Origin of the sequence: Hominilimicola sp. (assembly GCF_046972485.1) — a bacterium.
Lineage (GTDB): Bacteria > Bacillota > Clostridia > UBA1381 > UBA1381 > Hominilimicola > Hominilimicola fabiformis.
Genome location: NZ_JBKVWU010000009.1, coordinates 25,326 through 45,893 on the forward strand (window position 1 = coordinate 25,326; position 20,568 = coordinate 45,893).

Sequence of the window (20,568 nt, forward strand, 5' to 3'; positions counted from 1 at the left end):
ATGACGTGTGAATAGACTATGGAGGTTTTTAGATGTTAGAATTTAACAGCTTTGAGGCAATTAAAATCGGTTTAGCTTCTCCCGAGACAATACTAAGTTGGTCACACGGTGAAGTTTTAAAGCCTGAAACCATAAACTACCGTACTCTTAAGCCTGAAAAGGACGGATTATTCTGTGAAAAGATTTTCGGTCCTACAAAGGATTGGGAGTGTCACTGTGGTAAATATAAGAAAATCAGATTTAAAGGAAAGGTCTGCGAACGCTGCGGAGTTGAAGTAACAAAAGCAAAAGTAAGACGTGAAAGAATGGGACATATTGCTCTTGCAACTCCTGTTTCACATATTTGGTATTTCAAAGGTGTTCCGTCATCAATGGGACTTATCATTGACCTTTCTCCAAGACAGCTTGAAAAGGTACTTTACTTTGCATCATATATTGTAACTGATCCGGGTACTTCAAACCTTATGCAAAATCAGATTCTTTCAGAGGCTGAATATCGTGAGGCATATGAAAAGTACGGCGATAAGTTCAAAGCAGGTATGGGTGCAGAGGCTATCAAGACTTTGCTTGAAAGAATTGATCTTGAAGAACTTTCAAGAGAATTAAAGGAAGAGCTTGACGCTACACAAGGACAAAAGAAAGCAAGAATTATTAAAAGACTTGAAATTGTAGAGGCATTCAGACTTTCGGGTAACAGACCTGAATGGATGATTATGACTGTTATTCCGGTAATTCCGCCGGAACTTAGACCTATGGTACAGCTTGACGGCGGACGTTTTGCAACATCTGACCTTAACGACCTTTACAGACGAGTTATAAACAGAAACAATCGTTTAAAAAGACTTCTTGAACTTGGCGCTCCTGATATTATTATCAGAAACGAAAAACGTATGTTACAAGAGGCTGTTGACGCACTTATCAATAACGGTCGTCGCGGAAGAACTGTAACAGGACCGGGTAACAGACCGCTAAAATCACTTTCGGATATGCTTAAAGGTAAGCAGGGACGTTTCCGTCAAAACTTGCTTGGTAAGCGTGTTGACTACTCAGGTCGTAGCGTTATCGTTGTAGGTCCGGAAATGAAGATTTATCAGTGCGGTGTGCCAAAAGAAATGGCTATCGAATTGTTTAAGCCTTTCGTAATGAAAGAACTTGTATCTCGCGGACTTGCACATAATATAAAGAGTGCAAAGAGAATGGTTGAGAGAACAAAGCCGGAAGTTTGGGACGTTCTTGAGGACGTAATTAAGGAGCATCCTGTACTTCTAAACCGTGCGCCTACACTTCACAGACTTGGTATTCAAGCATTTGAGCCAAAACTTGTTGAAGGACGTGCTCTAAAACTTCATCCGCTTGTATGTACGGCTTATAACGCCGACTTCGACGGTGACCAGATGGCTATCCACGTTCCTCTTTCACCGGAGGCACAGGCCGAGGCACGTTTCCTAATGCTTTCAGCAAATAACTTGCTTAAACCGCAGGACGGACACCCTGTAACGGTTCCTACACAGGATATGATTTTGGGTTCTTACTACCTGACAATTCAAAAGGAACATTATGACAGAATTATTGATACAATTCTTGATGATGAACCTAAAATCAATGTATTAATCGAAAGACTTTCTGATATGGAACAGGAAGAAAACGTTGTTATATACAATGAAGAAGAACCAATCAAGAGCTTTACTGATGTAAGAGAGGCTCTTAAATATATGAGAGAGTTGCCGGAAGTTGCAATGAATGAAACAGAAATTCACGCAAATCCTGTAACTTTGGTATTACCTAATAAATCACTTCAAATTTCACTAAAGAAATTAATAAGTGAGGCTAAGAAACTTGTAATAAAGAAGTATACTACATTTGATGAGGCACTTCTTGCTTATTATAATCACGAAGTAACTCTGCACGAAAGAATTCTTGTTGAAGTTACAAAGAAGATTAACGGAGTAGAAAAGTCAAAACTTATCGGTACAACTGTCGGTAGAATTATATTCAATAATAATATTCCTCAGCATATCGGTTATATTGACAGATCAAATCCTGAAAATGAATTTGACCTTGAAATCGACTTTGTTGTAGGTAAGAAACAGCTTGGTAAAATTATTGATAAGTGTATCAGAGTTTGCGGTACTTCAGAAACAGCCGAAGTGCTTGATAAGATTAAGGCCACAGGTTATAAGTATTCTACAAGAGGTGCTATAACTGTTGCCGTATCAGATATCGAGGTTCCTGAAAAGAAACAAGTTATCCTTGCTGACGCTGAAAAGCAAGTCGAAGGAATTATGCAGAAGTATCAGATGGGTCTTCTTACAAATGAAGAACGTTATCAACAGACAATTAAAATTTGGGCAAAGGCTTCATCTGATGTCACAGACGCCATGATGGAACACCTTGGTGAGTTCAACCCAATCTTTATGATGGCTGACTCAGGTGCCCGTGGTAGCGTTAACCAAATTCGTCAGCTTGCAGCTATGCGTGGACTTATGGCGGATACACAGGGTAGAACAGTCGAAATTCCTATCCGTGCTAACTTCCGAGAAGGTCTTAACGTACTTGAATACTTCATTTCATCACACGGTGCGCGTAAAGGTCTTACAGATACAGCTCTTAGAACAGCCGACTCAGGTTACCTTACTCGTCGTCTTGTTGACGTATCACAGGATGTTATCGTTCGTGAAATCGACTGCGGTACTGATGAAGGCGAATGGGTAACTGAAATCACTGACGGTAAAGAAAGTATCGAACCGCTATATGACCGTATCGTCGGCCGTACAGCTATGCAGGATGTTATTCACCCTGAAACAGGCGAAGTTCTTGCAAAGAACGGTGAACTTATAACAGACGTACAGGCTAATAATATTGTTAATGCCGGTATCGAAAAAGTATATATCAGAAGCGTACTTACTTGTAAGTCAAAAATCGGTGTTTGTGCTAAATGTTACGGTACAAACCTTGCTACAGGTGAACTTGTTAATGTCGGTGAGGCAGTTGGTATTATTGCCGCACAGTCAATCGGTGAACCGGGTACACAGCTTACAATGCGTACTTTCCACGCCGGCGGTGTTGCGTCAGGCAGCGATATTACACAGGGTCTTCCTCGTGTCGAGGAACTTTTCGAGGCAAGACGTCCAAAGGGTCTTGCTATAATCTCAGAAATCGGCGGTACAATTACTGTAACAGAATCAAAGCGTAAGAGAGAAGTTACAGTTGCCAATGACCAGACAGGTGAAGCTAAGACTTATACAATTCCATACGGTTCAAGTATTAAAGTTCATGACGGTGACGTTATTGAGGCGGGTGACGAACTTACAATGGGTTCTGTAAACCCTAATGATATTCTTCATATCAGAGGTCCTCATGCCGTTCAGGTTTATATCGCGCGTGAAGTTCAGAGAACATACCGTATGCAGGGTGTTGATATTAACGATAAGCACGTCGAAGTTATCACACGTCAAATGTTGCGTAAGGTTAGAGTTGAAGAGGCAGGCGAAACTGATCTTCTTATCGGTTCACTTGTTGATAAGTTTGAACTTGAAGAGGCAAACGAGAGAGTTAAGGAAAAGAGCGGTACTGAATTTGCAACTGCATCTCCTGTACTTCTTGGTATTACTAAGGCTTCTCTTGCAACCGAATCATTCCTTTCAGCCGCATCATTCCAGGAAACTACAAAGGTTCTTACAGATGCAGCTATTAAGGGTAAGGTTGACCCGCTTCTTGGTCTAAAGGAAAATGTTATCATCGGTAAACTTATTCCTGCCGGTACAGGTATGAGTATGTATAAAGATATTAATATTACTATCGACGGCGAAGAAGTTGACAACGAAGAAATAGAATAAAATAATTATGAACTGCTGTGAATTTTCATAGCAGTTCATTTTGTTTAAAAAAATTATATATAAAACTGATATAAATAGGCTGCTTTTTGTGCAAAAGGAAGAATTAATCATTAAAATGATATAAATTTAACATATAGGCTTGTATATTTTATAAATTTGATGTAAAATATATATAAATGGGCATATACTATGCTCACTCAAAGATAAAAAAATATATATATTTTTTAGGAGGAATTTAAAATGGCAGTTAAAGTTGCGATTAACGGATTCGGACGTATTGGACGTCTTGCATTCAGACAGATGTTCGGCGCAGAGGGTTATGAAGTTGTTGCTATCAACGACCTTACAAGCCCAAAGATGCTTGCTCATCTACTAAAGTATGATTCATCACAAGGTAAGTATGAAAAGGCTGATACAGTTTCAGCAGGTGAAGATTCAATCACAGTTGATGGTAAAGAAATCAAAATCTACGCTTTCCCTGATGCAAATAATTGTCCATGGGGCGACCTTGACGTAGACGTAGTTCTTGAATGCTCAGGTTTCTATACATCAAAGGAAAAGGCTCAGGCTCATATCAATGCCGGTGCTAAGAAAGTTGTTATTTCAGCTCCTGCAGGCAATGACCTACCAACAATCGTTTACAACGTAAACCACGAAACACTAAAGAAGGGCGACAACATCATTTCAGCTGCTTCTTGTACAACAAACTGCTTGGCTCCTATGGCAGACGCACTTAACAAGTACGCTCCAATTCAGTCAGGTATCATGTGCACAATTCACGCTTACACAGGTGACCAAATGACTCTTGACGGTCCTCAAAGAAAGGGTGACCTAAGAAGATCAAGAGCTGCTGCTGTAAACATCGTTCCTAACTCAACAGGTGCTGCAAAGGCTATCGGTCTTGTTATTCCTGAACTAAACGGTAAGCTTATCGGCTCAGCTCAGAGAGTTCCAACTCCAACAGGTTCAACAACAATCCTTACAGCTGTTGTTAAGGGTGACGTTACAGTTGACGGTATCAACGCTGCTATGAAGGCTGCTTCAAACGAATCATTCGGTTACAACACAGATGAAATCGTTTCATCAGATATCGTTGGTATGAGATACGGTTCACTATTCGATTCAACACAAACAATGGTTGCTGAAATCGGTGACGGTCTTTACGAAGTACAAGTTGTTTCATGGTATGATAACGAAAACTCATACACATCACAGATGGTTAGAACAATTAAGTATTTCTCAGAAAATTGCTAATCACAATTTGAACTTTTTTAAACAACTGCCTTTATGGCAGTTGTTTTTTTATATTTGAAATTTTCAAAAATTTCGTAGGGGCGATCATAGGTCGCCCTATTATGCTTTAAGTTTGTCAAAAATAGTTTTATCACATACAAAACCTCGTAGCGGAGATCATTGACCGCCACTTTTTTGTCTTTTATATTGACACGAATTAAAATTTAATTTATACTATTGTTATAGTAAAAAAGAAAAAGGGGATAAGTATGAAATTGCCTGAAAAATTTGAGGACAGAATGAAAAAAATGCTCGGAGATGAGTATGATGATTTTATAAAATCAATGGACGAAACTCCGATATTTACGGGAATACGCATAAATACATCAAAAGTCGGTGCAAAAGACGCAGTAATTAAGGAATTTGGTGAACTTCAGAATGTACCTTGGTGCAGCGACGGATTTTATGCAGATAAGTCTAAAATTTCAGGTAATCACCCTTATCACCTTGCGGGACTTTTTTATTTTCAGGAGCCGTCCGCAATGTCGACCGTATCGACTTTGAATATTGAAAGTGACGATTATGTACTTGATTTGTGTGCCGCACCCGGTGGTAAGGCTACTCAGGCAGGTGCATTTATCGGCAAAAACGGATTGCTTGTTGCAAATGAAATTGTAAAAAATCGTGCAAATATATTGTCTGACAATATAGACAGATTTGGTTTGACTAATGCAGTAGTCACAAATGAAACACCTCAAAGGCTGGCTGAAAAATATGTGCATTTTTTTGACAAGATTATAGTTGACGCACCATGCAGCGGTGAGGGAATGTTCAGAAAAGAGCCGCAGGCTGTGGACGAATGGAGTGTTGAACATACGGTTTCGTGCGGTGTAAGACAGAAACATATACTTGATTGTGCAATGAAAATGCTTAAAGGCGGAGGATATATTGTGTATTCAACGTGCACGTTTGCACCGGAGGAAAATGAGCAGGTGTGTGCGTATATGCTTGAAAATTATAATGTGGAACTTGTAGAACCGAATAATCTTGATATGCTGTCTAAAGGCAGAGGAGTGTGGTCGAATTCCGACTGTGATATGAGTAAAACACGAAGAATTTTTCCGCATAAAAATAACGGTGAGGGACATTTTGTGGCACTGTTTCACAGTTTGGACAATTACGAAAGTGAAGTAAGTAAGCCTAAAAAAACAAGTATGACGGACGCCGAAAAGGTATACAGACAATTTGAAAAAGAGTTTTTGAATACAGAACTTGACGGTGAATTTTGTCTGTTCGGAGAACAGCTTTACTTGAAACCGAAATGTATTGACGTTGATAAAATTAAGGTTGTCAGAAACGGTCTTAATCTCGGAATATATCGTAAAAACAGATTTGAGCCGTCATACGCACTTTGCCTGACACTTAAAAAAGAAGATTTTAAGAATACCGTTGATTTTGAATGTGACAGTGAAGAACTTAAAAAGTATCTTATGGGTAATACAGTCGAATGTGATAAAAAAGGCTGGAGTGCCGTAACCGTAAACGGTTATCCGATAGGTTGGGGAAAAGCGTCAAACGGAATACTGAAAAATCATTTTCCTAAATATTTGAGATTGAAAAGATAGGGAGAAAAATTATGAATTTGTTTGAATCTGAACGTAAGGTTATGGACGTTTTGTGGCGTGAGGGCAGTATAACCGCAGGTGAAATTGCAAAAATACTGAATATTGATATTGGATGGAACAGAAACACTACATATACAGTGATAAATAAGTGCATAAAAAAGGGTTATATATCGCGTGGAGAGGATAAATTTATTTGTACCCCTGTTATAACGAAAGATGAAGTAAAAAACGATGAATTGGAAGAATTGATGAAAAAATATTTTGATAATTCACCCGTAAAACTGTTTACTTCCGTTGTAAATTTGGCAGATAAACAGGAACTAAAGAAAATGAAGAAGATTATAAAAAATACCGCTAATCTTTAGATATTAGCGGTATTTTAATTTTAGTCTTTTATTAATTGATAAAATTCATTACGCAATTCGTGGTCGGTGTCAAAAAGACCGCGTATAGCACTTGTGCGTGTTTTAGCACCACGAGCCTTGATACCGCGAGCTGTCATACAGCTATGCTCACCCTCAACAACAACGATTACGTCCTCAGTATCGCAAACCTTTTGAATAACTTCGGCAATATCCGAGCAGATACGTTCTTGAAGCTGAAGTCTTTTTGAAACCATATCGCATATGCGGGCAATCTTTGAAAGACCTATAACCTTGCCGTTCGGAATATATCCGACATGGCAATGCATATTGTACATAAGTGCAAGGTGATGTTCACAGTGACTGAAAACTTCAATATCTTTAACGATTACAAGGTCGTTTGAGTCAACCTCAAAGCACTTGTTAAACATTTCAGCGATTTCGTCATTGGTGTATCGCATACCCTCAAAAATTTCGTCATACATACGCGCAACGCGGTCGGGAGTATCCTTTAATCCCTCACGGTCGGGGTCATCGCCAAGTTCTGTAAGAATTGTGCGTATAGCCTCTTTTATCTTTTCGTGATTAAATTCTTTTTTCATTTAAACACCTCTTTCTTCCGGATCCCAGATAACCTTGTGAAGTTGAATTTGAAATGTTGCGTCACAAAGCACAGGCTCTTTAAGCATTATATTGACAAGTTTTTGTGCGTCATACATTCCGTAAACCGCACCGAGATAAATGTGCGGCATTTCGGTATAAACTTGTTTTAACTTCTTGACTATATCAATAGTCAAGTTCATATCTTCGTCAGAGCCTATAACGAATTTGATAACATCGCAAGGCCGTAAATTAATAAAATTATTCCAAATCATTTTGTCGGTCATACCGCTTGACGGAAGTTTGTAGTCGATAGTAAAAAACAAATTATCCGACTTCGGCACTTTGCCGAGAAAATCAACTATATCAACTGCGCCGTTCGTTTCAATATTAACATCACAGCCGATTTCGGTCAGTTTTGAAACAAGCTCTGCACTGTCGGTATGAACAAGAGGCTCACCGCCTGTAAGCGTAACACGCTTGTAAGTCATATTAACCTTTGAAATAATTTCATCAACAGTCATTTCAGTATATTCACAAGGCGTTTCTTCACCGAACAGTGAATAAACCGTATCGCAGTACGAACAGCGTAGGTTACAGCCTGCAAGGCGTATAAATGTTGCACATTGTCCTGTTCGTATGCCCTCGCCGTCAATACTGTCAAAAATTTCGATTACTTTCATTTTGATTTTCCTTATAACAGTTTTATTTTAACATCATCTTTGATGTAGCTTGCTATGTTGTTCTGACTTTCCTGTACGTCAACACGATAACAGAATGGTGCAAGCTCATCGCAAATGTATTTCGCCAAGTTTTCGGCAGTAGGATTGAACGGTACAACTTCATTAATAACCTTGTGGTCAAACTTGTCTTGAATTTTGCGTTTGATGTGTGTAAAATCAAGAACCATACCGTTTTTGTCAAGAGTTTCACTTTGAAGATATACGTCAATTATCCAGTTGTGACCATGAAAATTCGTACATTTTGAGTCGTAGTCAAGGTCTAACTTATGTGCCGCACTTATTTCAAATCTTTTCTTTACTTCGTACATTTTTTCATCTCCATATATTGTTCGTAACCGCGTCTTCTGAGCGTGCATGACGGACAGTGTCCGCAGCCTTCGCCGAGTACGCCGTTATAACAAGTAAGTGTTTCGTTGTAAATAGTGTCAAGTACACCCAAATCGTCAGCCATTTTCCAAGTTTCAGCCTTATTCAGCCACATAAGCGGTGTGTGGATAACAAAATTGTAATCCATAGCAAGATTGATTGTAACATTAAGAGATTTAACGAAAATATCACGACAATCCGGATAACCCGAAAAATCTGTTTCGCATACGCCTGTTACAAGGTCTGTTATGCCGTGAGTTTTTGCATATATAGCGGCATAGCTTAAAAATAATAAGTTTCTGCCCTCAACAAATGTATTCGGAGGTGCACCCTCCGGCTTTGTTTCCTCAACGGGAATATCTTCACGCGTAAGTGAATTTGCGGAAAGCTGATTTATAATAGGTGTCGGAACGATTTCATAAGGAATACCGACTTTTTTACAAATCTTGTCTGCACATTCAAGCTCAAGCTTGTGACGCTGACCGTAGTCAAAACCTATTGCAGATACATTTTCTTTACCAAATTTGTCTATTGCCCAGAACAGACAAGTTGTACTGTCCTGACCGCCCGATAAAACAACAAGTGCTTTTCTGTTTTTCATTTTAATCCTCCATTTATTTCAAACTGTCAAACAATCTGTTTTCAGCGATTTTTTCATATTTAGTACCCGGTTGACCGTAGTTTGCAAACGGATAAATAGATATGCCGCCGCGCGGCGTGAAAATACCTTTAACTTCAAGATATTTCGGTTCCATAAGTTTAACAAGGTCTTTCATTATAATATTGATACAGTCCTCGTGAAAATCACCTTGATTTCTGAAACTGAAAAGATACAGCTTTAATGATTTTGATTCAACCATTTTCACGTTTGGAATATAGTTGATGGTGATTTTTGCAAAATCCGGCTGACCTGTGATTGGGCAAAGCGACGTAAATTCGGGACAGTCAAACGTTACCATATAATCGTTGCCTTGGTGCTTGTTTACGAATGTTTCAAGTACCTCCGGTGCATATGTGTCCTTGTAGACTGTTTTTTTGTTACCTAAAAGTGATAAACCCTCTGTTTCTTCTTTGTTTCTCGGCATAATAAACTCCTTTTATTCCATTAACCATTTCATTTTTTGAGAGGTTGCGTGAGTCATAATTTCTTCAAGCTTTTCTCTGTCACTGTTTTCGACCGCTTCGGCAATCTTTCCGAGACTTGCCTGCATTTCGTGTATTCTGTTTACAAGCTGTTCCTTGTTTTCAACGAAAAGTTCGCTCCACATTTGAGCGTTTATAATCGCGACTCTTGTACAGTCACGCAAACTTCCCGCACTGAAAAACGTTGAACGTTCAATCATAGGATTGTCGCAAAGAGCAACGGCTACAACGTGCATAAGCTGACTTGTGTATGCGATTACCGCGTCATGTTCTTCCGGTGTTGTTGTGACAACGTGCTTACAGCCGATATATTCGGCAAGCTCACGAATAAGAGCAATATTTTCGGGTTTGTTTTTCTTTGTCGGCGTAATCAGAAATGACGCTTTGTTGAAAAGTGTGTCGGTCGAACTTTGATAACCGCCGACTTCACGTCCTGCCATAGGATGTGCGCCGATAAAGTCCACATTGTCGGGAAGTATTTTAGACATTTCATCAATCATAAAACTCTTAACACCGGAAACGTCTGTTATAACCGCACCCGGTTTGATGTGCGGCAAGTTGTTTTTTACCATATCGACATTAAGCTGCGGATAAAGACAAAGTATGATTAAATCCGCGTTATCCATTACTTCGCCTACGTCCGAACTTCCTTCGTCTATTGCACCGTCCTGCTTTGCAAGTAAGACAGTTTCGGATGTTCGGTTATATGCTGAAATTGTGCAGTTGTGAAAACCGCGAAGTCTGCGTGCGATTGAACCGCCGATTAACCCCAAACCAATTATTGCTACTTTCATTTATTTTCACTCCGTTCTACCATAATTCAAACTATATTTTATCACAAAATTCGCAAATTGTGAATATATATATTAAAATTTTATATTTTTACCTGTCGGCTATTGACGATATATATGTTGAAATGATAAAATATTAAATTGAATACTTATAATTTGAAATAGGAGATTAGTATGTGGAGTGCAGATAAATGGGAGCAGTACAGACTTATAGACAGTGCTGACGGAGAAAAACTTGAATATTGGGGAGATTATCTTTTAAGACGTCCCGACCCACAGGCAGTCTGGAGTTTAAAATCTGATAAAAAACTTTGGAATAAGGCTGACGCTTGGTATCACCGTTCAAAATCGGGCGGCGGAAAGTGGGAGTACTTGAATAAGAAACTTCCCGAGCGTTGGACTGTTAATTATCGCAATTTGACTTTTAATATAAAGCCTATGGGCTTTAAGCATACAGGACTTTTTCCCGAACAAGCTGTAAATTGGGATTGGTTTTCGGAGCTTATAAAAAAGGCGGACAGACCTATAAGAGTACTTAACCTTTTTGCATATACAGGCGGTGCAACAGTTGCGGCACTTGAAGCAGGTGCGGAAGTTGTACACGTTGACGCGTCAAAGGGTATGGTAACTTGGGCAAAAGAAAATGTTGTGTCGTCGGGACTTGGCGACAGACCGGTAAGATATATTGTCGATGACGTTGTTAAATTCGTACAGCGTGAAAACAGACGCGGTCGTCAGTATGACGCAATAATTATGGATCCGCCGTCATACGGCAGAGGTCCGTCGGGTGAGGTTTGGAAGATTGAAAATGAACTTTATCCGTTAATTGAAGAATGTATGAAAATTCTTTCGGATAAACCGTTATTTTTCCTTATAAATTCATATACGACAGGTCTTAGCGCACAAGTGCTTATAAATGTACTCTCTATGACCGTAGGCAGAAAATACGGCGGTAAAATCACTGCCGACGAAATCGGACTTACAATGAAATCAAACGGGTTAGTCCTCCCATGCGGTATCAGCGGACGCTGGCAAGAATAAAATTGCCCACAGCACTATTTTTTGCTTACAGTACAAAATAAATTTAAAGGAACAAATTAAATGATAGAAACAAAAAATCTTTCTTTTATTTACCGTGAAGAAGATATGGAAAGCGGAGAGATAAAAGAGGAAAAAGTTTTAAAGGATATTAACATTGAAATAGAAAAAGGTTCTTTTACCGCCGTACTCGGTCACAACGGCAGCGGAAAATCAACTCTTGCAAAACATTTTAATGCTATACTTTTGCCGTCGGGCGGTAAGGTATATGTAAAGGGTATGGATACGGCTGACGAAAATAATATATTTAATATACGTCAGTCGGCAGGTATGGTTTTCCAAAATCCCGATAACCAAATGGTTGCGGCACTGGTTGAGGACGAGGTGGCGTTTGCACCCGAAAATCTCGGCGTTGAGCCTAAAGAGATACGCAGACGTGTTGACGAGTGTCTTGAAATAGTCAATATGACAAAGTATGCCCAGAGTTCACCGTCAAAGCTTTCGGGGGGTCAAAAACAGAGAGTGGCGATTGCGTCGGTGCTTGCAATGAATCCCGAAATACTTATACTTGACGAGCCGACAGCAATGCTTGACCCAAAAGGCAGAAGTGAAGTTATAAAGACGATAAAAATGCTTAACGAAGAAAAAGACATTACAGTTGTGCTTATAACTCATTATATGGACGAAGCGGCACAGGCGGACAGAACCGTTGTTATTGACGACGGTGAAATTGTGCTTGACGGTACGCCGAAAGAGGTATTTAAAAATGTTGAAAAATTAAAGTCACTCGGTCTTGATGTTCCGCAGGTTACGGAACTTGCGTATGAACTTCGTAAAATGGGGATAGAAATTTCAGATGATGTGCTGACGGTTGATGAGTGTTTTGATGAAATTATAAGAATTTTGGGAGAAACAAAAAGATGATAAAAGCAGAAAACGTTAATTATATATATCAGCAGGGAATGCCTTTTGAACGTCAAGCACTTTATGATGTAAATATTGAAATTGAGGACGGTTCGCTTGTTGCACTTATCGGTCATACAGGCAGCGGAAAATCAACGCTTATTCAGCACTTCAACGCACTTGTAAAACCGACTTCGGGCAAAATTATTATTAACGGTATTGACGTTACCGCTCCGAAAGCCGATTTAAGACTTGTCAGAAAAACAGTCGGACTTGTGTTTCAATATCCCGAACATCAGCTTTTTGAAGAAACTGTATATAAAGATATTGCATTCGGTCCTAAAAATATGGGATTCAGTGATGAAGAAATTGATAAAAGAGTAAGAGAAAGTGCCGCACTTGTCGGACTTAAAGAAAAGCATTTAACGCGTTCGCCGTTCGACTTGTCGGGCGGTCAAAAAAGACGGGTTGCAATAGCCGGTGTGCTTGCAATGAATCCGAAAGTGCTTATACTTGACGAGCCGACCGCGGGACTTGATCCGAAAGGCAGAGATGAAATACTTGCAACGATAAAAAAACTTCACGAAGAAAACAAAGAAATGATAATTATATTCGTTTCACATTCAATGGAGGACGTTGCAAAAACCGCCGAACGTGTAATCGTTATGAATGACGGACACGTTGAAATGCAGGGAACGGTTGCGGAGGTGTTCGCACAAGCGGAGCATTTGCAGAAAATCGGTCTTAATGTACCGCAAGTAACATTGCTTACCGATAAACTGCGACTTGCCGGTTATGATTTGCCCGAGCATATTTATACGGTAAAATATGCCGCGGATGCAATTAAAAAATTAATCGGAGGTGGCGGCAATGTTTAAAGATATAATAATAGGACAGTACGTTCCGGGTAATTCACCGCTCCATAAAATGAATCCGCCCGTAAAAATAATAATGACGATACTTTACATAGTATTGTTGTTCATTTTAAAAAATCCGATTTCATATGTCGTATTTACGATTTACACAATAACATTAATTCTTATAAGCGGTGTACCTTTTAAAATGATATTAAAAGGCTTAAAGCCAATGCTTTGGATATTTATTTTTACGGCGGTACTTAATGTGTTTATGACGCCGGGTGATACGGTGTGGGCACTGAAGATATTTAAGTTTACTTTAAAGATTACAAAAGAGGGTATCGAATCCGGTTCACTTATGGTTATAAGGCTTTTGTATCTTGTAATGGGAACGTCACTTCTTACGCTTACAACGTCACCTTTACAGCTTACGGACGGAATAGAAAAACTGTTAAAACCTTTCAATAAAATAAAGGTTCCGTCACACGAAATTGCAATGATGATGACTATTGCAATAAGATTTATTCCGACGCTTGCCGAAGAAACGGATAAGATTATGAAAGCACAAATGGCAAGAGGTGCGGACTTTGAAACAGGAAATATAATAAGACGTGCAAAGGCTATGATACCGCTTTTGGTACCGCTTTTTGTAAATGCGTTCAGACGTGCCGACGAGCTTGCAACGGCTATGGAGGCAAGGTGCTACAACGGCGGCAATAACCGTACAAAAATGAAAGAAACGCATATGACTAAAGTCGATTTGGGAGCAAGTATCGTATTTGTTTTGGCGGCTGCTCTTATTATGGCGGTAGAATTTTTAATTGAAATTTAGTAATGGAAATGGTATAATGAGAAATATTAAACTGAAAATTCAATATGACGGTACTGATTATCACGGCTGGCAAATACAGAAAAATGACATAACAGTACAGGAAACAGTAAAAAAAGCCGTTCAGAAAATTGTGAATGAAGATGTACATTTGACAGGCTGCGGACGAACAGATACAGGTGTTCACGCCGAAAACTATGTATGCAACTTTTTCACAAATTCAAGAATACCGTCTGAAAAACTGCCGTATGCGTTAAACACATATTTACCGAATGACATTGTTTGTTTTGAGGCGGAAGATACTGACGAAAATTTTCATTCAAACAGCAGTGCGGTGAAAAAGAGATATGTTTATAAAATTTTAAACCGTGAATTTCCCGACGCGGTTATGAACAGATATTCGTGGCATTATAAATATCCTTTGGATATAGAAAAAATGCGGATTGCCGCAAAGGCGTTTATCGGTGAACATGATTTTATAGGTTTTGCGTCAAGCGGATTTTCGGTTAAAACAACTGTAAGAGAAATTTATTCGCTTGATGTTGATAAAAACGGGGATATAATAACGATTGATGTTGTCGGAAACGGATTTCTTTACAATATGGTAAGAATTATTGCGGGAACGCTTGTTTTTGTCGGCGGCGGAAAGATTAATCCGAACGATATGACAGACATAATAAATTCAAAAGACAGAGAAAGAGCAGGTATAACCGCTCCGCCGCAAGGACTTTGTCTGAAGGAGGTGTATTACTGATGAAAAACGATGATGAAATAAATGAAAGTTCAATAAGTGACCTCATACATTATGCGGAGGACGAAAAACGTAATACATTTGACGATGAACCCGAAACAGATGATGAATTGGATGATGAAATAACGGAAACAGACGATGAAACTGTATCGGATAAGGAAGAACCTGTTTCGGAAGAAGTAAGTGAGGAAACCAAAAAAACCGAAGAAGAACCTGTTTCGGAAAAAGCAGATGAAGAACCGGAAGACGAGCTTGCTTTAGAAGAAGCAGATGAAGAAAATAGTTCCGAAGAAGAAAAAACTTTAAGTAATAATGTAAATTACGATGATGATACAGATTATCCCGATTATGAAACGGATGTCGGATTTTTTGACGATTTAAAAATCGGAGACCACAAAGGTATAATCATAGGTGTGATAATAGGTATAATTGTTGTAATCGCTTTTATAATGATAGATACAGGAATAATCGGAAATTACAAAAATAATTTTTCAAACAATATATCTAAAGTATTTAAAACGAGTAAAACAGACAAAAATCAATTACCCGACCCAACACAAAAACCTGACGAACAATACAACACAGAAATAAAGTCAAATGAAATTGTTTCTTTTGAGGGTGCGAATGAAACTGAATTTGTACCGTACAAAAACGGTGTTGTATGTGCAAAAATGAATCATATGTCGTATATTGATGGAACGGGAACTGTCGTGTGGGAAATAGATACGGCGATAGTTGATCCGATATTAAAGGTAGACGGAAATTATATTTTAATTGCCGAAAAAGGCAGAAATAAAATTTGTTTGTACATTGACAATAAACTTCAATATGACGTAGACGATCCAGATACTGTTATGTCGGCGGAACTTTCTTCAAACGGTGATGTAGTGGTTGTTACGGATAAATCGTCATACAGAGGCGGTATATCTGTATATAATAAATCAGGCGAACAAATATTCTCGTGGGCGTCAGGAAGTGACGCGGTTATATGTGCCGATATTTCGGCGGCGTCGAGAAGTGTCGCAGTGGCACTTTTAAATTCCGATGTAACCGCAAAAACAACCGTACAGCTTTTTAACGTAAATGAAACAGAAAGCTATGCAAAAATCGAAATGCCCGATACCGTTGTATATGAACTTCAATTTGTGGGTGATAAGGTTAATGCGTTTGGCGACAACAGGGTTACGGGAATTTCATCGAGCGGAAAAATTGTTTATGACAACGATTTTTCAAATGTGCAGCTTACACATTCGGCAATAGACTCAAACGGCAATAAACTGTTGGCATTTGACGACGGTAATATACCTATGCTGAATTTGTACAGCAAAAACGGTTTTTTAAAGAACAGTACAACCCTTATAGGCGTTACTGACTTTATAGACATAAATAAAAAATATATACTTTATAACATAGGCAGAGATATTTACTTTGGAAAAACAAATTCAAAAGTAATGTCAAAATATACTGCCGCAATGGATATAAAAAATCTGATTATAGTATCGGATACAACCTTTGTGGTGATTTATTCAAACAGCCTTGAAGTTGTAACCGTATAAAGGGGGTATGGCATGAATATAACTCTTGATATTATTTTATTGGCAGTGCTTGTCATATCGTTTGTTATCGGTTATAAAAAAGGATTTGTAAAATCGGTTTGGAAAATAGTCGCATTGGTTGTAACGATAGTGCTTGTTCTTGCACTTAAAACGCCTACGGTAAACTTTCTTGCAGGTTCGGCTTTGGCAAATAACATAAGCACAAAGATTGCGGAAAATGTCAATATTCCGCAAGGCGGAGGTGTTGATATTGCCGAAACGCTGAATTTGCCGGAGTTTATTCAAAGTGATATGACAAATCAAATTGACAGCACCAACAATGCGGTTAATTCGATAAATGAAAAAACCGTAATGTGGCTTACAAATCTTTGCTTGACGGTTATCGCCTGCGTGGCACTGTTTATCATAATACGTCTTATACTTATGGCGGTGTATATGATAATAAACGGTATTACGGAGGCACCGATTATAAAAGGTGTAAATAAATTTATGGGTGGAATTTTTGCAACGATAAATATAATTTTTATTATATTTTTGTTGCTTGCACTTGTATCAATGTTTGCACCGGCAGAGAGCAATCTGTATGAAATGATTGACAAAACATATGCAGTAAAATATTTATATAATTATAATATATTACTTCAACTATTTATGAAAATCTAAGGAGGAAAAAGAAATGTACAGTGATATAGTAAAAAAAGGATTAGAGAAAACACCTCATCGTTCGCTTTTTAAAGCGTCCGGATTTACAGATGAAGAAATCGAAAGACCGCTTATAGGTGTTGTAAGTGCTAAGAATGAAATCATTCCCGGACACATTCACCTTGATAAAATCGCAGAGGCGGTAAAGACAGGTGTAAGAATTGCCGGCGGTACACCGTTGGAATTTCCTGCAATCGGTGTTTGCGACGGTATCGCAATGGGACATAAGGGAATGAAATATTCTCTTGCAAGCCGTGAGCTTATTGCAGATTCAATCGAATCAATGACTATTGCACACGGTCTTGACGCTCTTGTACTTATTCCAAACTGTGATAAAATCGTTCCGGGTATGCTTATTGCGGCGGCAAGATTAAATATTCCTGCTATCATAGTAAGCGGCGGTCCGATGCTTTCAATTAATTATAAAGACAAGTATCGTGACCTTAATACTGCATTCGAGGCAGTCGGTGCATTTAAAGCAGGTAATATCGATGAGGACGAACTTCTAAGACTTGAAAATGCGGCTTGTCCGTCATGCGGTTCATGTTCGGGTATGTTTACTGCAAACTCAATGAACTGTCTGTGTGAAGTCCTTGGTATGGCTTTACCGGGTAACGGCACAATTCCTGCTGTTTATTCTGAAAGAATACGTCTTGCAAAGCATGCAGGTATGAAGATTATGGAACTTCTTGAAAAGAACATTAAGCCGAGAGATATTATTACTCCGGATTCAATTTATAATGCACTTCGTGTTGATATGGCACTTGGCTGCAGTACAAACTCAATGCTGCACCTTCCTGCAATAGCACACGAGGCAAAAGCACCTATAACACTTGATTACGCAAATGAAATCAGTAAAGAAACACCGAATCTATGTCATCTTGCTCCTGCAGGCGAACATCACGTTCAGGATTTGTATGCGGCAGGCGGTGTTCAGGCACTTATGAACGAGCTTTCAAAGAAGAACTTGTTAAAGCTTGATACAATTACCGCGACAGGTAAGACTTTGGGTGAAAATATTAAGGACTGCACTGTACTTGATTATAACGTAATCCGTCCGATAGATAATCCGTACAGCCAAACAGGCGGTATTGCCGTATTAAAGGGTAATCTTGCTCCTGACGGCTCTGTTGTTAAGAGAAGTGCCGTTGCAAAAGAAATGTTGCAGCACGAAGGCCCTGCAAAGGTTTATAACAGTGAGGAAGAGGCTATTGAGGCTATTTATACAGGTAAGATTGTAAAGGGTGACGTTGTTGTTATACGTTACGAAGGTCCAAAGGGCGGACCTGGTATGAGAGAAATGCTTTCTCCTACATCTGCAATCTGCGGTATGGGACTTGATAAAGACGTTGCTCTTATTACAGACGGACGTTTCTCAGGTGCTACAAGAGGCGCGGCTATCGGTCACGTTTCACCGGAGGCTGTTGAAGGCGGCCCTATCGCATTTGTACAAGACGGCGATATTATTTCTATTGATATAGATAAATGCCAGATTAACTTTAAGGTCAGCGAAGAAGAATTGGCTAAGCGTAAAGAAAATTGGACTCCGCTTGAACCAAAGGTTAAGACAGGTTATCTAAGAAGATACTCAAAGATGGTTTCTTCTGCAATTCAAGGTGCAGTTATGTTAGACGACTAAAGAACAAATGATTATACAAAAAACGCATTTCTTATATGGAATGCGTTTTTTTGTAAGGTTGACAAATCAAATCATTTAAAATATAATGTAGGTAATATATAATAGAAAGAGAGCAAGTATATGCAAGACGGAGTTAAACTTGAACGTAAGACTAAAGATGAACTGAAACAAATAGCGCAAGGTCTTGGAATAGAAAAAATTTCAGCTTTAAAAAAAGATGAAATAATTGCATTGATTCGCGAAAAACGTGAACAGATTGCAAATGAGGAAAAACAGAAAGTGCAACCGAAAAAACGTGAACGTCCGGCAGACGCAGTTGAAGTAAAGGGTGTGCTTGACGTAATGACAGACGGTTTTGGTTTTCTTCGTATGGAGAACTATATGTCAGGCAAAAACGATATATATGTGTCACCTACACAAATAAGAAGATTTAATTTAAAGACCGGTGACGAAATTGTCGGTGATTGCCGACCGTCACAAGATGAAGATAAGTTTTCTCCGTTACTGTTTGTAAAGACTATAAACGGCGATCCACTTGAAATTGCTTTAAAACGCAGACCGTTTGAACGTCTTACACCGATATATCCGAAAGAAAAAATAAGTCTTGATACAGGTGACAGAACAAGAACTGCGTCAAGACTTATAGATTTAATCGCACCAATCGGAAAAGGTCAGAGAGGTATGATAGTTGCACCGCCAAAGGCAGGTAAAACTACTATATTAAAACAAATTGCTCAATCTATATCCGAAAATTATCCTGATATTAAATTGATAGTGCTTTTAATAGATGAAAGACCGGAAGAAGTTACTGATATAAAACGTTCAATAGACGGTGAAGTTATATATTCTACATTTGACCAAATGCCCGAAAATCATTGTAAGGTTGCGGAAATGGTGCTTGAAAGAGCGTCAAGACTTGTGGAGCAGAAAAAAGATGTGGTAATTTTGCTTGATTCAATCACAAGACTTGCAAGAGCATATAACTTGACAGTTCAGCCGACAGGAAGAACTTTGTCCGGCGGTCTTGATCCTGACGCATTGTATAAGCCGAAAAAGTTTTTCGGTGCGGCTCGTAATATAGAAGAGGGCGGAAGTCTTACAATTTTGGCAACGGCACTTGTTGAAACGGGCAGCAGAATGGATGATGTTATTTTTGAAGAATTTAAGGGTACGGGTAATATGGAATTGAAACTCGACAGAAATCTTCAGGAAAAACGAATTTTCCCTGCTATTGATATTTTGAAGTCGGGTACAAGACGTGAAGAAGATTTGCTTAATGACCGTGAAAAAGAGGCTTGCTGGATTATAAGACGTGAGCTTGGCAGAAATTCAAATACCGAAACTATTGTCAGCTTTTTGCAGTATATGAGAAGCACAAGCAGCAATAAGGATTTTGTTGAGTTGATTATTAATAATTACGGAAGAAAATAATTTTTTGAGAACTGTAACGATTTGTTACAGTTCTTTTTTTATTGTAATCGACGCAAATAGTGTATATAATAAGAAATAATCCACAATATATAGTATAATGAAAAAAACTTCAAAAAAAATGAAAAAAAGTGTTGACAAAAGGGGTAATAGAGTGTATAATAAT

Annotated in this window: 19 protein-coding genes; 13 read left to right on the forward strand and 6 right to left on the reverse strand. The window is 38.7% G+C overall.

The features are described 5' to 3' along the window. The first annotated feature begins 32 nt into the window (after positions 1 to 32). The 4 genes from rpoC (at position 33) to ACLTU0_RS02305 (ending at position 7,059) form a co-directional block, all read left to right on the forward strand. Positions 33 to 3,836, forward strand: coding sequence for a DNA-directed RNA polymerase subunit beta' (gene rpoC / locus ACLTU0_RS02290; protein WP_412321235.1), 3,804 nt, complete (start codon positions 33 to 35; stop codon positions 3,834 to 3,836). 240 nt (positions 3,837 to 4,076) lie between these two features. Then, positions 4,077 to 5,090 carry a type I glyceraldehyde-3-phosphate dehydrogenase gene (gap, locus tag ACLTU0_RS02295; protein ID WP_022229272.1) on the forward strand — a complete coding sequence of 338 codons (1,014 nt, stop codon included), beginning with the start codon at positions 4,077 to 4,079 and terminating at the stop codon, positions 5,088 to 5,090. A gap of 248 nt (positions 5,091 to 5,338) precedes the next feature. Further along, a complete protein-coding gene (locus tag ACLTU0_RS02300) occupies positions 5,339 to 6,694 on the forward strand; it encodes an RsmF rRNA methyltransferase first C-terminal domain-containing protein (protein WP_412321237.1) in 1,356 nt (451 codons plus the stop codon). Positions 6,695 to 6,705: 11 nt separating this feature from the next. Then, complete coding sequence (locus ACLTU0_RS02305; protein ID WP_147514782.1) at positions 6,706 to 7,059, forward strand: BlaI/MecI/CopY family transcriptional regulator; 354 nt, start codon at positions 6,706 to 6,708, stop codon at positions 7,057 to 7,059. Between the two features lie 20 nt (positions 7,060 to 7,079). On the opposite strand, the gene folE is transcribed toward ACLTU0_RS02305, so the two are convergent. From folE to ACLTU0_RS02335, 6 genes are read right to left on the reverse strand one after another with little or no spacing between them, the layout of a single operon-like run. Further along, positions 7,080 to 7,658 (reverse strand): GTP cyclohydrolase I FolE, encoded by a 579-nt coding sequence (gene folE / locus ACLTU0_RS02310; RefSeq protein WP_022229269.1) that lies wholly within the window; start codon positions 7,656 to 7,658, stop codon positions 7,080 to 7,082. Beyond that, on the reverse strand, positions 7,659 to 8,339 hold the full coding sequence (locus tag ACLTU0_RS02315) for a radical SAM protein (protein ID WP_147514783.1): 681 nt from the start codon (positions 8,337 to 8,339) through the stop codon (positions 7,659 to 7,661). An 11-nt stretch (positions 8,340 to 8,350) separates the two neighbouring features. Next, positions 8,351 to 8,707 carry a 6-carboxytetrahydropterin synthase QueD gene (gene queD, locus ACLTU0_RS02320; RefSeq protein ID WP_412321239.1) on the reverse strand — a complete coding sequence of 119 codons (357 nt, stop codon included), beginning with the start codon at positions 8,705 to 8,707 and terminating at the stop codon, positions 8,351 to 8,353. After that, positions 8,695 to 9,366, reverse strand: a complete 672-nt coding sequence (queC, locus tag ACLTU0_RS02325) for a 7-cyano-7-deazaguanine synthase QueC (protein WP_308457140.1) — start codon at positions 9,364 to 9,366, stop codon at positions 8,695 to 8,697. The genes queD and queC overlap by 13 nt, the downstream gene beginning before the upstream one ends. A 13-nt stretch (positions 9,367 to 9,379) precedes the next feature. After that, complete coding sequence (queF, locus tag ACLTU0_RS02330; protein WP_022229265.1) at positions 9,380 to 9,850, reverse strand: preQ(1) synthase; 471 nt, start codon at positions 9,848 to 9,850, stop codon at positions 9,380 to 9,382. Between the two features lie 12 nt (positions 9,851 to 9,862). Then, a complete protein-coding gene (locus tag ACLTU0_RS02335) occupies positions 9,863 to 10,702 on the reverse strand; it encodes a prephenate dehydrogenase (protein WP_412321241.1) in 840 nt (279 codons plus the stop codon). 171 nt (positions 10,703 to 10,873) lie between these two features. On the opposite strand from ACLTU0_RS02335, the gene ACLTU0_RS02340 reads away from it, so the two are divergent. The 9 genes from ACLTU0_RS02340 to rho all read left to right on the forward strand — a co-directional run bounded on the left by ACLTU0_RS02340 (position 10,874) and on the right by rho (position 20,405). After that, on the forward strand, positions 10,874 to 11,740 hold the full coding sequence (locus ACLTU0_RS02340) for a class I SAM-dependent methyltransferase (RefSeq protein WP_412321243.1): 867 nt from the start codon (positions 10,874 to 10,876) through the stop codon (positions 11,738 to 11,740). Positions 11,741 to 11,800: 60 nt separating this feature from the next. Beyond that, positions 11,801 to 12,661 carry an energy-coupling factor transporter ATPase gene (locus ACLTU0_RS02345; protein WP_022229262.1) on the forward strand — a complete coding sequence of 287 codons (861 nt, stop codon included), beginning with the start codon at positions 11,801 to 11,803 and terminating at the stop codon, positions 12,659 to 12,661. Next, entirely contained in the window at positions 12,658 to 13,518 is an 861-nt protein-coding gene (locus ACLTU0_RS02350) for an energy-coupling factor transporter ATPase (RefSeq protein WP_022229261.1), read from the forward strand. The genes ACLTU0_RS02345 and ACLTU0_RS02350 overlap by 4 nt, the downstream gene beginning before the upstream one ends. Beyond that, positions 13,511 to 14,329: an energy-coupling factor transporter transmembrane component T family protein gene (locus ACLTU0_RS02355; protein WP_118446343.1), complete on the forward strand. Its 819-nt coding sequence runs from the start codon at positions 13,511 to 13,513 to the stop codon at positions 14,327 to 14,329. Before ACLTU0_RS02350 ends, ACLTU0_RS02355 begins: the two co-directional genes overlap by 8 nt. Before the next feature lie 16 nt (positions 14,330 to 14,345). Continuing rightward, entirely contained in the window at positions 14,346 to 15,080 is a 735-nt protein-coding gene (gene truA, locus ACLTU0_RS02360) for a tRNA pseudouridine(38-40) synthase TruA (protein WP_118446342.1), read from the forward strand. Next, positions 15,080 to 16,633 carry a DUF5711 family protein gene (locus ACLTU0_RS02365; protein ID WP_412321245.1) on the forward strand — a complete coding sequence of 518 codons (1,554 nt, stop codon included), beginning with the start codon at positions 15,080 to 15,082 and terminating at the stop codon, positions 16,631 to 16,633. The genes truA and ACLTU0_RS02365 overlap by 1 nt, the downstream gene beginning before the upstream one ends. A 12-nt stretch (positions 16,634 to 16,645) precedes the next feature. Continuing rightward, positions 16,646 to 17,296, forward strand: coding sequence for a CvpA family protein (locus tag ACLTU0_RS02370; protein ID WP_022229257.1), 651 nt, complete (start codon positions 16,646 to 16,648; stop codon positions 17,294 to 17,296). A 13-nt stretch (positions 17,297 to 17,309) separates the two neighbouring features. Continuing rightward, entirely contained in the window at positions 17,310 to 18,974 is a 1,665-nt protein-coding gene (gene ilvD / locus ACLTU0_RS02375; protein WP_022229256.1) for a dihydroxy-acid dehydratase, read from the forward strand. Positions 18,975 to 19,094: 120 nt separating this feature from the next. Continuing rightward, positions 19,095 to 20,405, forward strand: a complete 1,311-nt coding sequence (gene rho, locus ACLTU0_RS02380; RefSeq protein ID WP_022229255.1) for a transcription termination factor Rho — start codon at positions 19,095 to 19,097, stop codon at positions 20,403 to 20,405. Positions 20,406 to 20,568: the final 163 nt, after the last annotated feature.

Excerpts from the sequence above, each read along its gene's own strand:
- ACLTU0_RS02335 (WP_412321241.1), bottom strand. The coding sequence starts at position 10,702 with ATGAAAGTAGCAATAATTGGTTTGGGGTTAATCGGCGGTTCAATCGCA.
- queC (WP_308457140.1), bottom strand. The coding sequence starts at position 9,366 with ATGAAAAACAGAAAAGCACTTGTTGTTTTATCGGGCGGTCAGGACAGT.
- rpoC (WP_412321235.1), top strand. The coding sequence starts at position 33 with ATGTTAGAATTTAACAGCTTTGAGGCAATTAAAATCGGTTTAGCTTCT.
- ACLTU0_RS02370 (WP_022229257.1), top strand. The coding sequence starts at position 16,646 with ATGAATATAACTCTTGATATTATTTTATTGGCAGTGCTTGTCATATCG.
- ACLTU0_RS02350 (WP_022229261.1), top strand. The coding sequence starts at position 12,658 with ATGATAAAAGCAGAAAACGTTAATTATATATATCAGCAGGGAATGCCT.
- ACLTU0_RS02365 (WP_412321245.1), top strand. The coding sequence starts at position 15,080 with ATGAAAAACGATGATGAAATAAATGAAAGTTCAATAAGTGACCTCATA.
- ACLTU0_RS02305 (WP_147514782.1), top strand. The coding sequence starts at position 6,706 with ATGAATTTGTTTGAATCTGAACGTAAGGTTATGGACGTTTTGTGGCGT.
- ACLTU0_RS02345 (WP_022229262.1), top strand. The coding sequence starts at position 11,801 with ATGATAGAAACAAAAAATCTTTCTTTTATTTACCGTGAAGAAGATATG.
- folE (WP_022229269.1), bottom strand. The coding sequence starts at position 7,658 with ATGAAAAAAGAATTTAATCACGAAAAGATAAAAGAGGCTATACGCACA.
- ACLTU0_RS02340 (WP_412321243.1), top strand. The coding sequence starts at position 10,874 with ATGTGGAGTGCAGATAAATGGGAGCAGTACAGACTTATAGACAGTGCT.
- ACLTU0_RS02355 (WP_118446343.1), top strand. The coding sequence starts at position 13,511 with ATGTTTAAAGATATAATAATAGGACAGTACGTTCCGGGTAATTCACCG.
- truA (WP_118446342.1), top strand. The coding sequence starts at position 14,346 with ATGAGAAATATTAAACTGAAAATTCAATATGACGGTACTGATTATCAC.
- ACLTU0_RS02315 (WP_147514783.1), bottom strand. The coding sequence starts at position 8,339 with ATGAAAGTAATCGAAATTTTTGACAGTATTGACGGCGAGGGCATACGA.
- rho (WP_022229255.1), top strand. The coding sequence starts at position 19,095 with ATGCAAGACGGAGTTAAACTTGAACGTAAGACTAAAGATGAACTGAAA.
- ilvD (WP_022229256.1), top strand. The coding sequence starts at position 17,310 with ATGTACAGTGATATAGTAAAAAAAGGATTAGAGAAAACACCTCATCGT.
- ACLTU0_RS02300 (WP_412321237.1), top strand. The coding sequence starts at position 5,339 with ATGAAATTGCCTGAAAAATTTGAGGACAGAATGAAAAAAATGCTCGGA.
- queF (WP_022229265.1), bottom strand. The coding sequence starts at position 9,850 with ATGCCGAGAAACAAAGAAGAAACAGAGGGTTTATCACTTTTAGGTAAC.
- gap (WP_022229272.1), top strand. The coding sequence starts at position 4,077 with ATGGCAGTTAAAGTTGCGATTAACGGATTCGGACGTATTGGACGTCTT.
- queD (WP_412321239.1), bottom strand. The coding sequence starts at position 8,707 with ATGTACGAAGTAAAGAAAAGATTTGAAATAAGTGCGGCACATAAGTTA.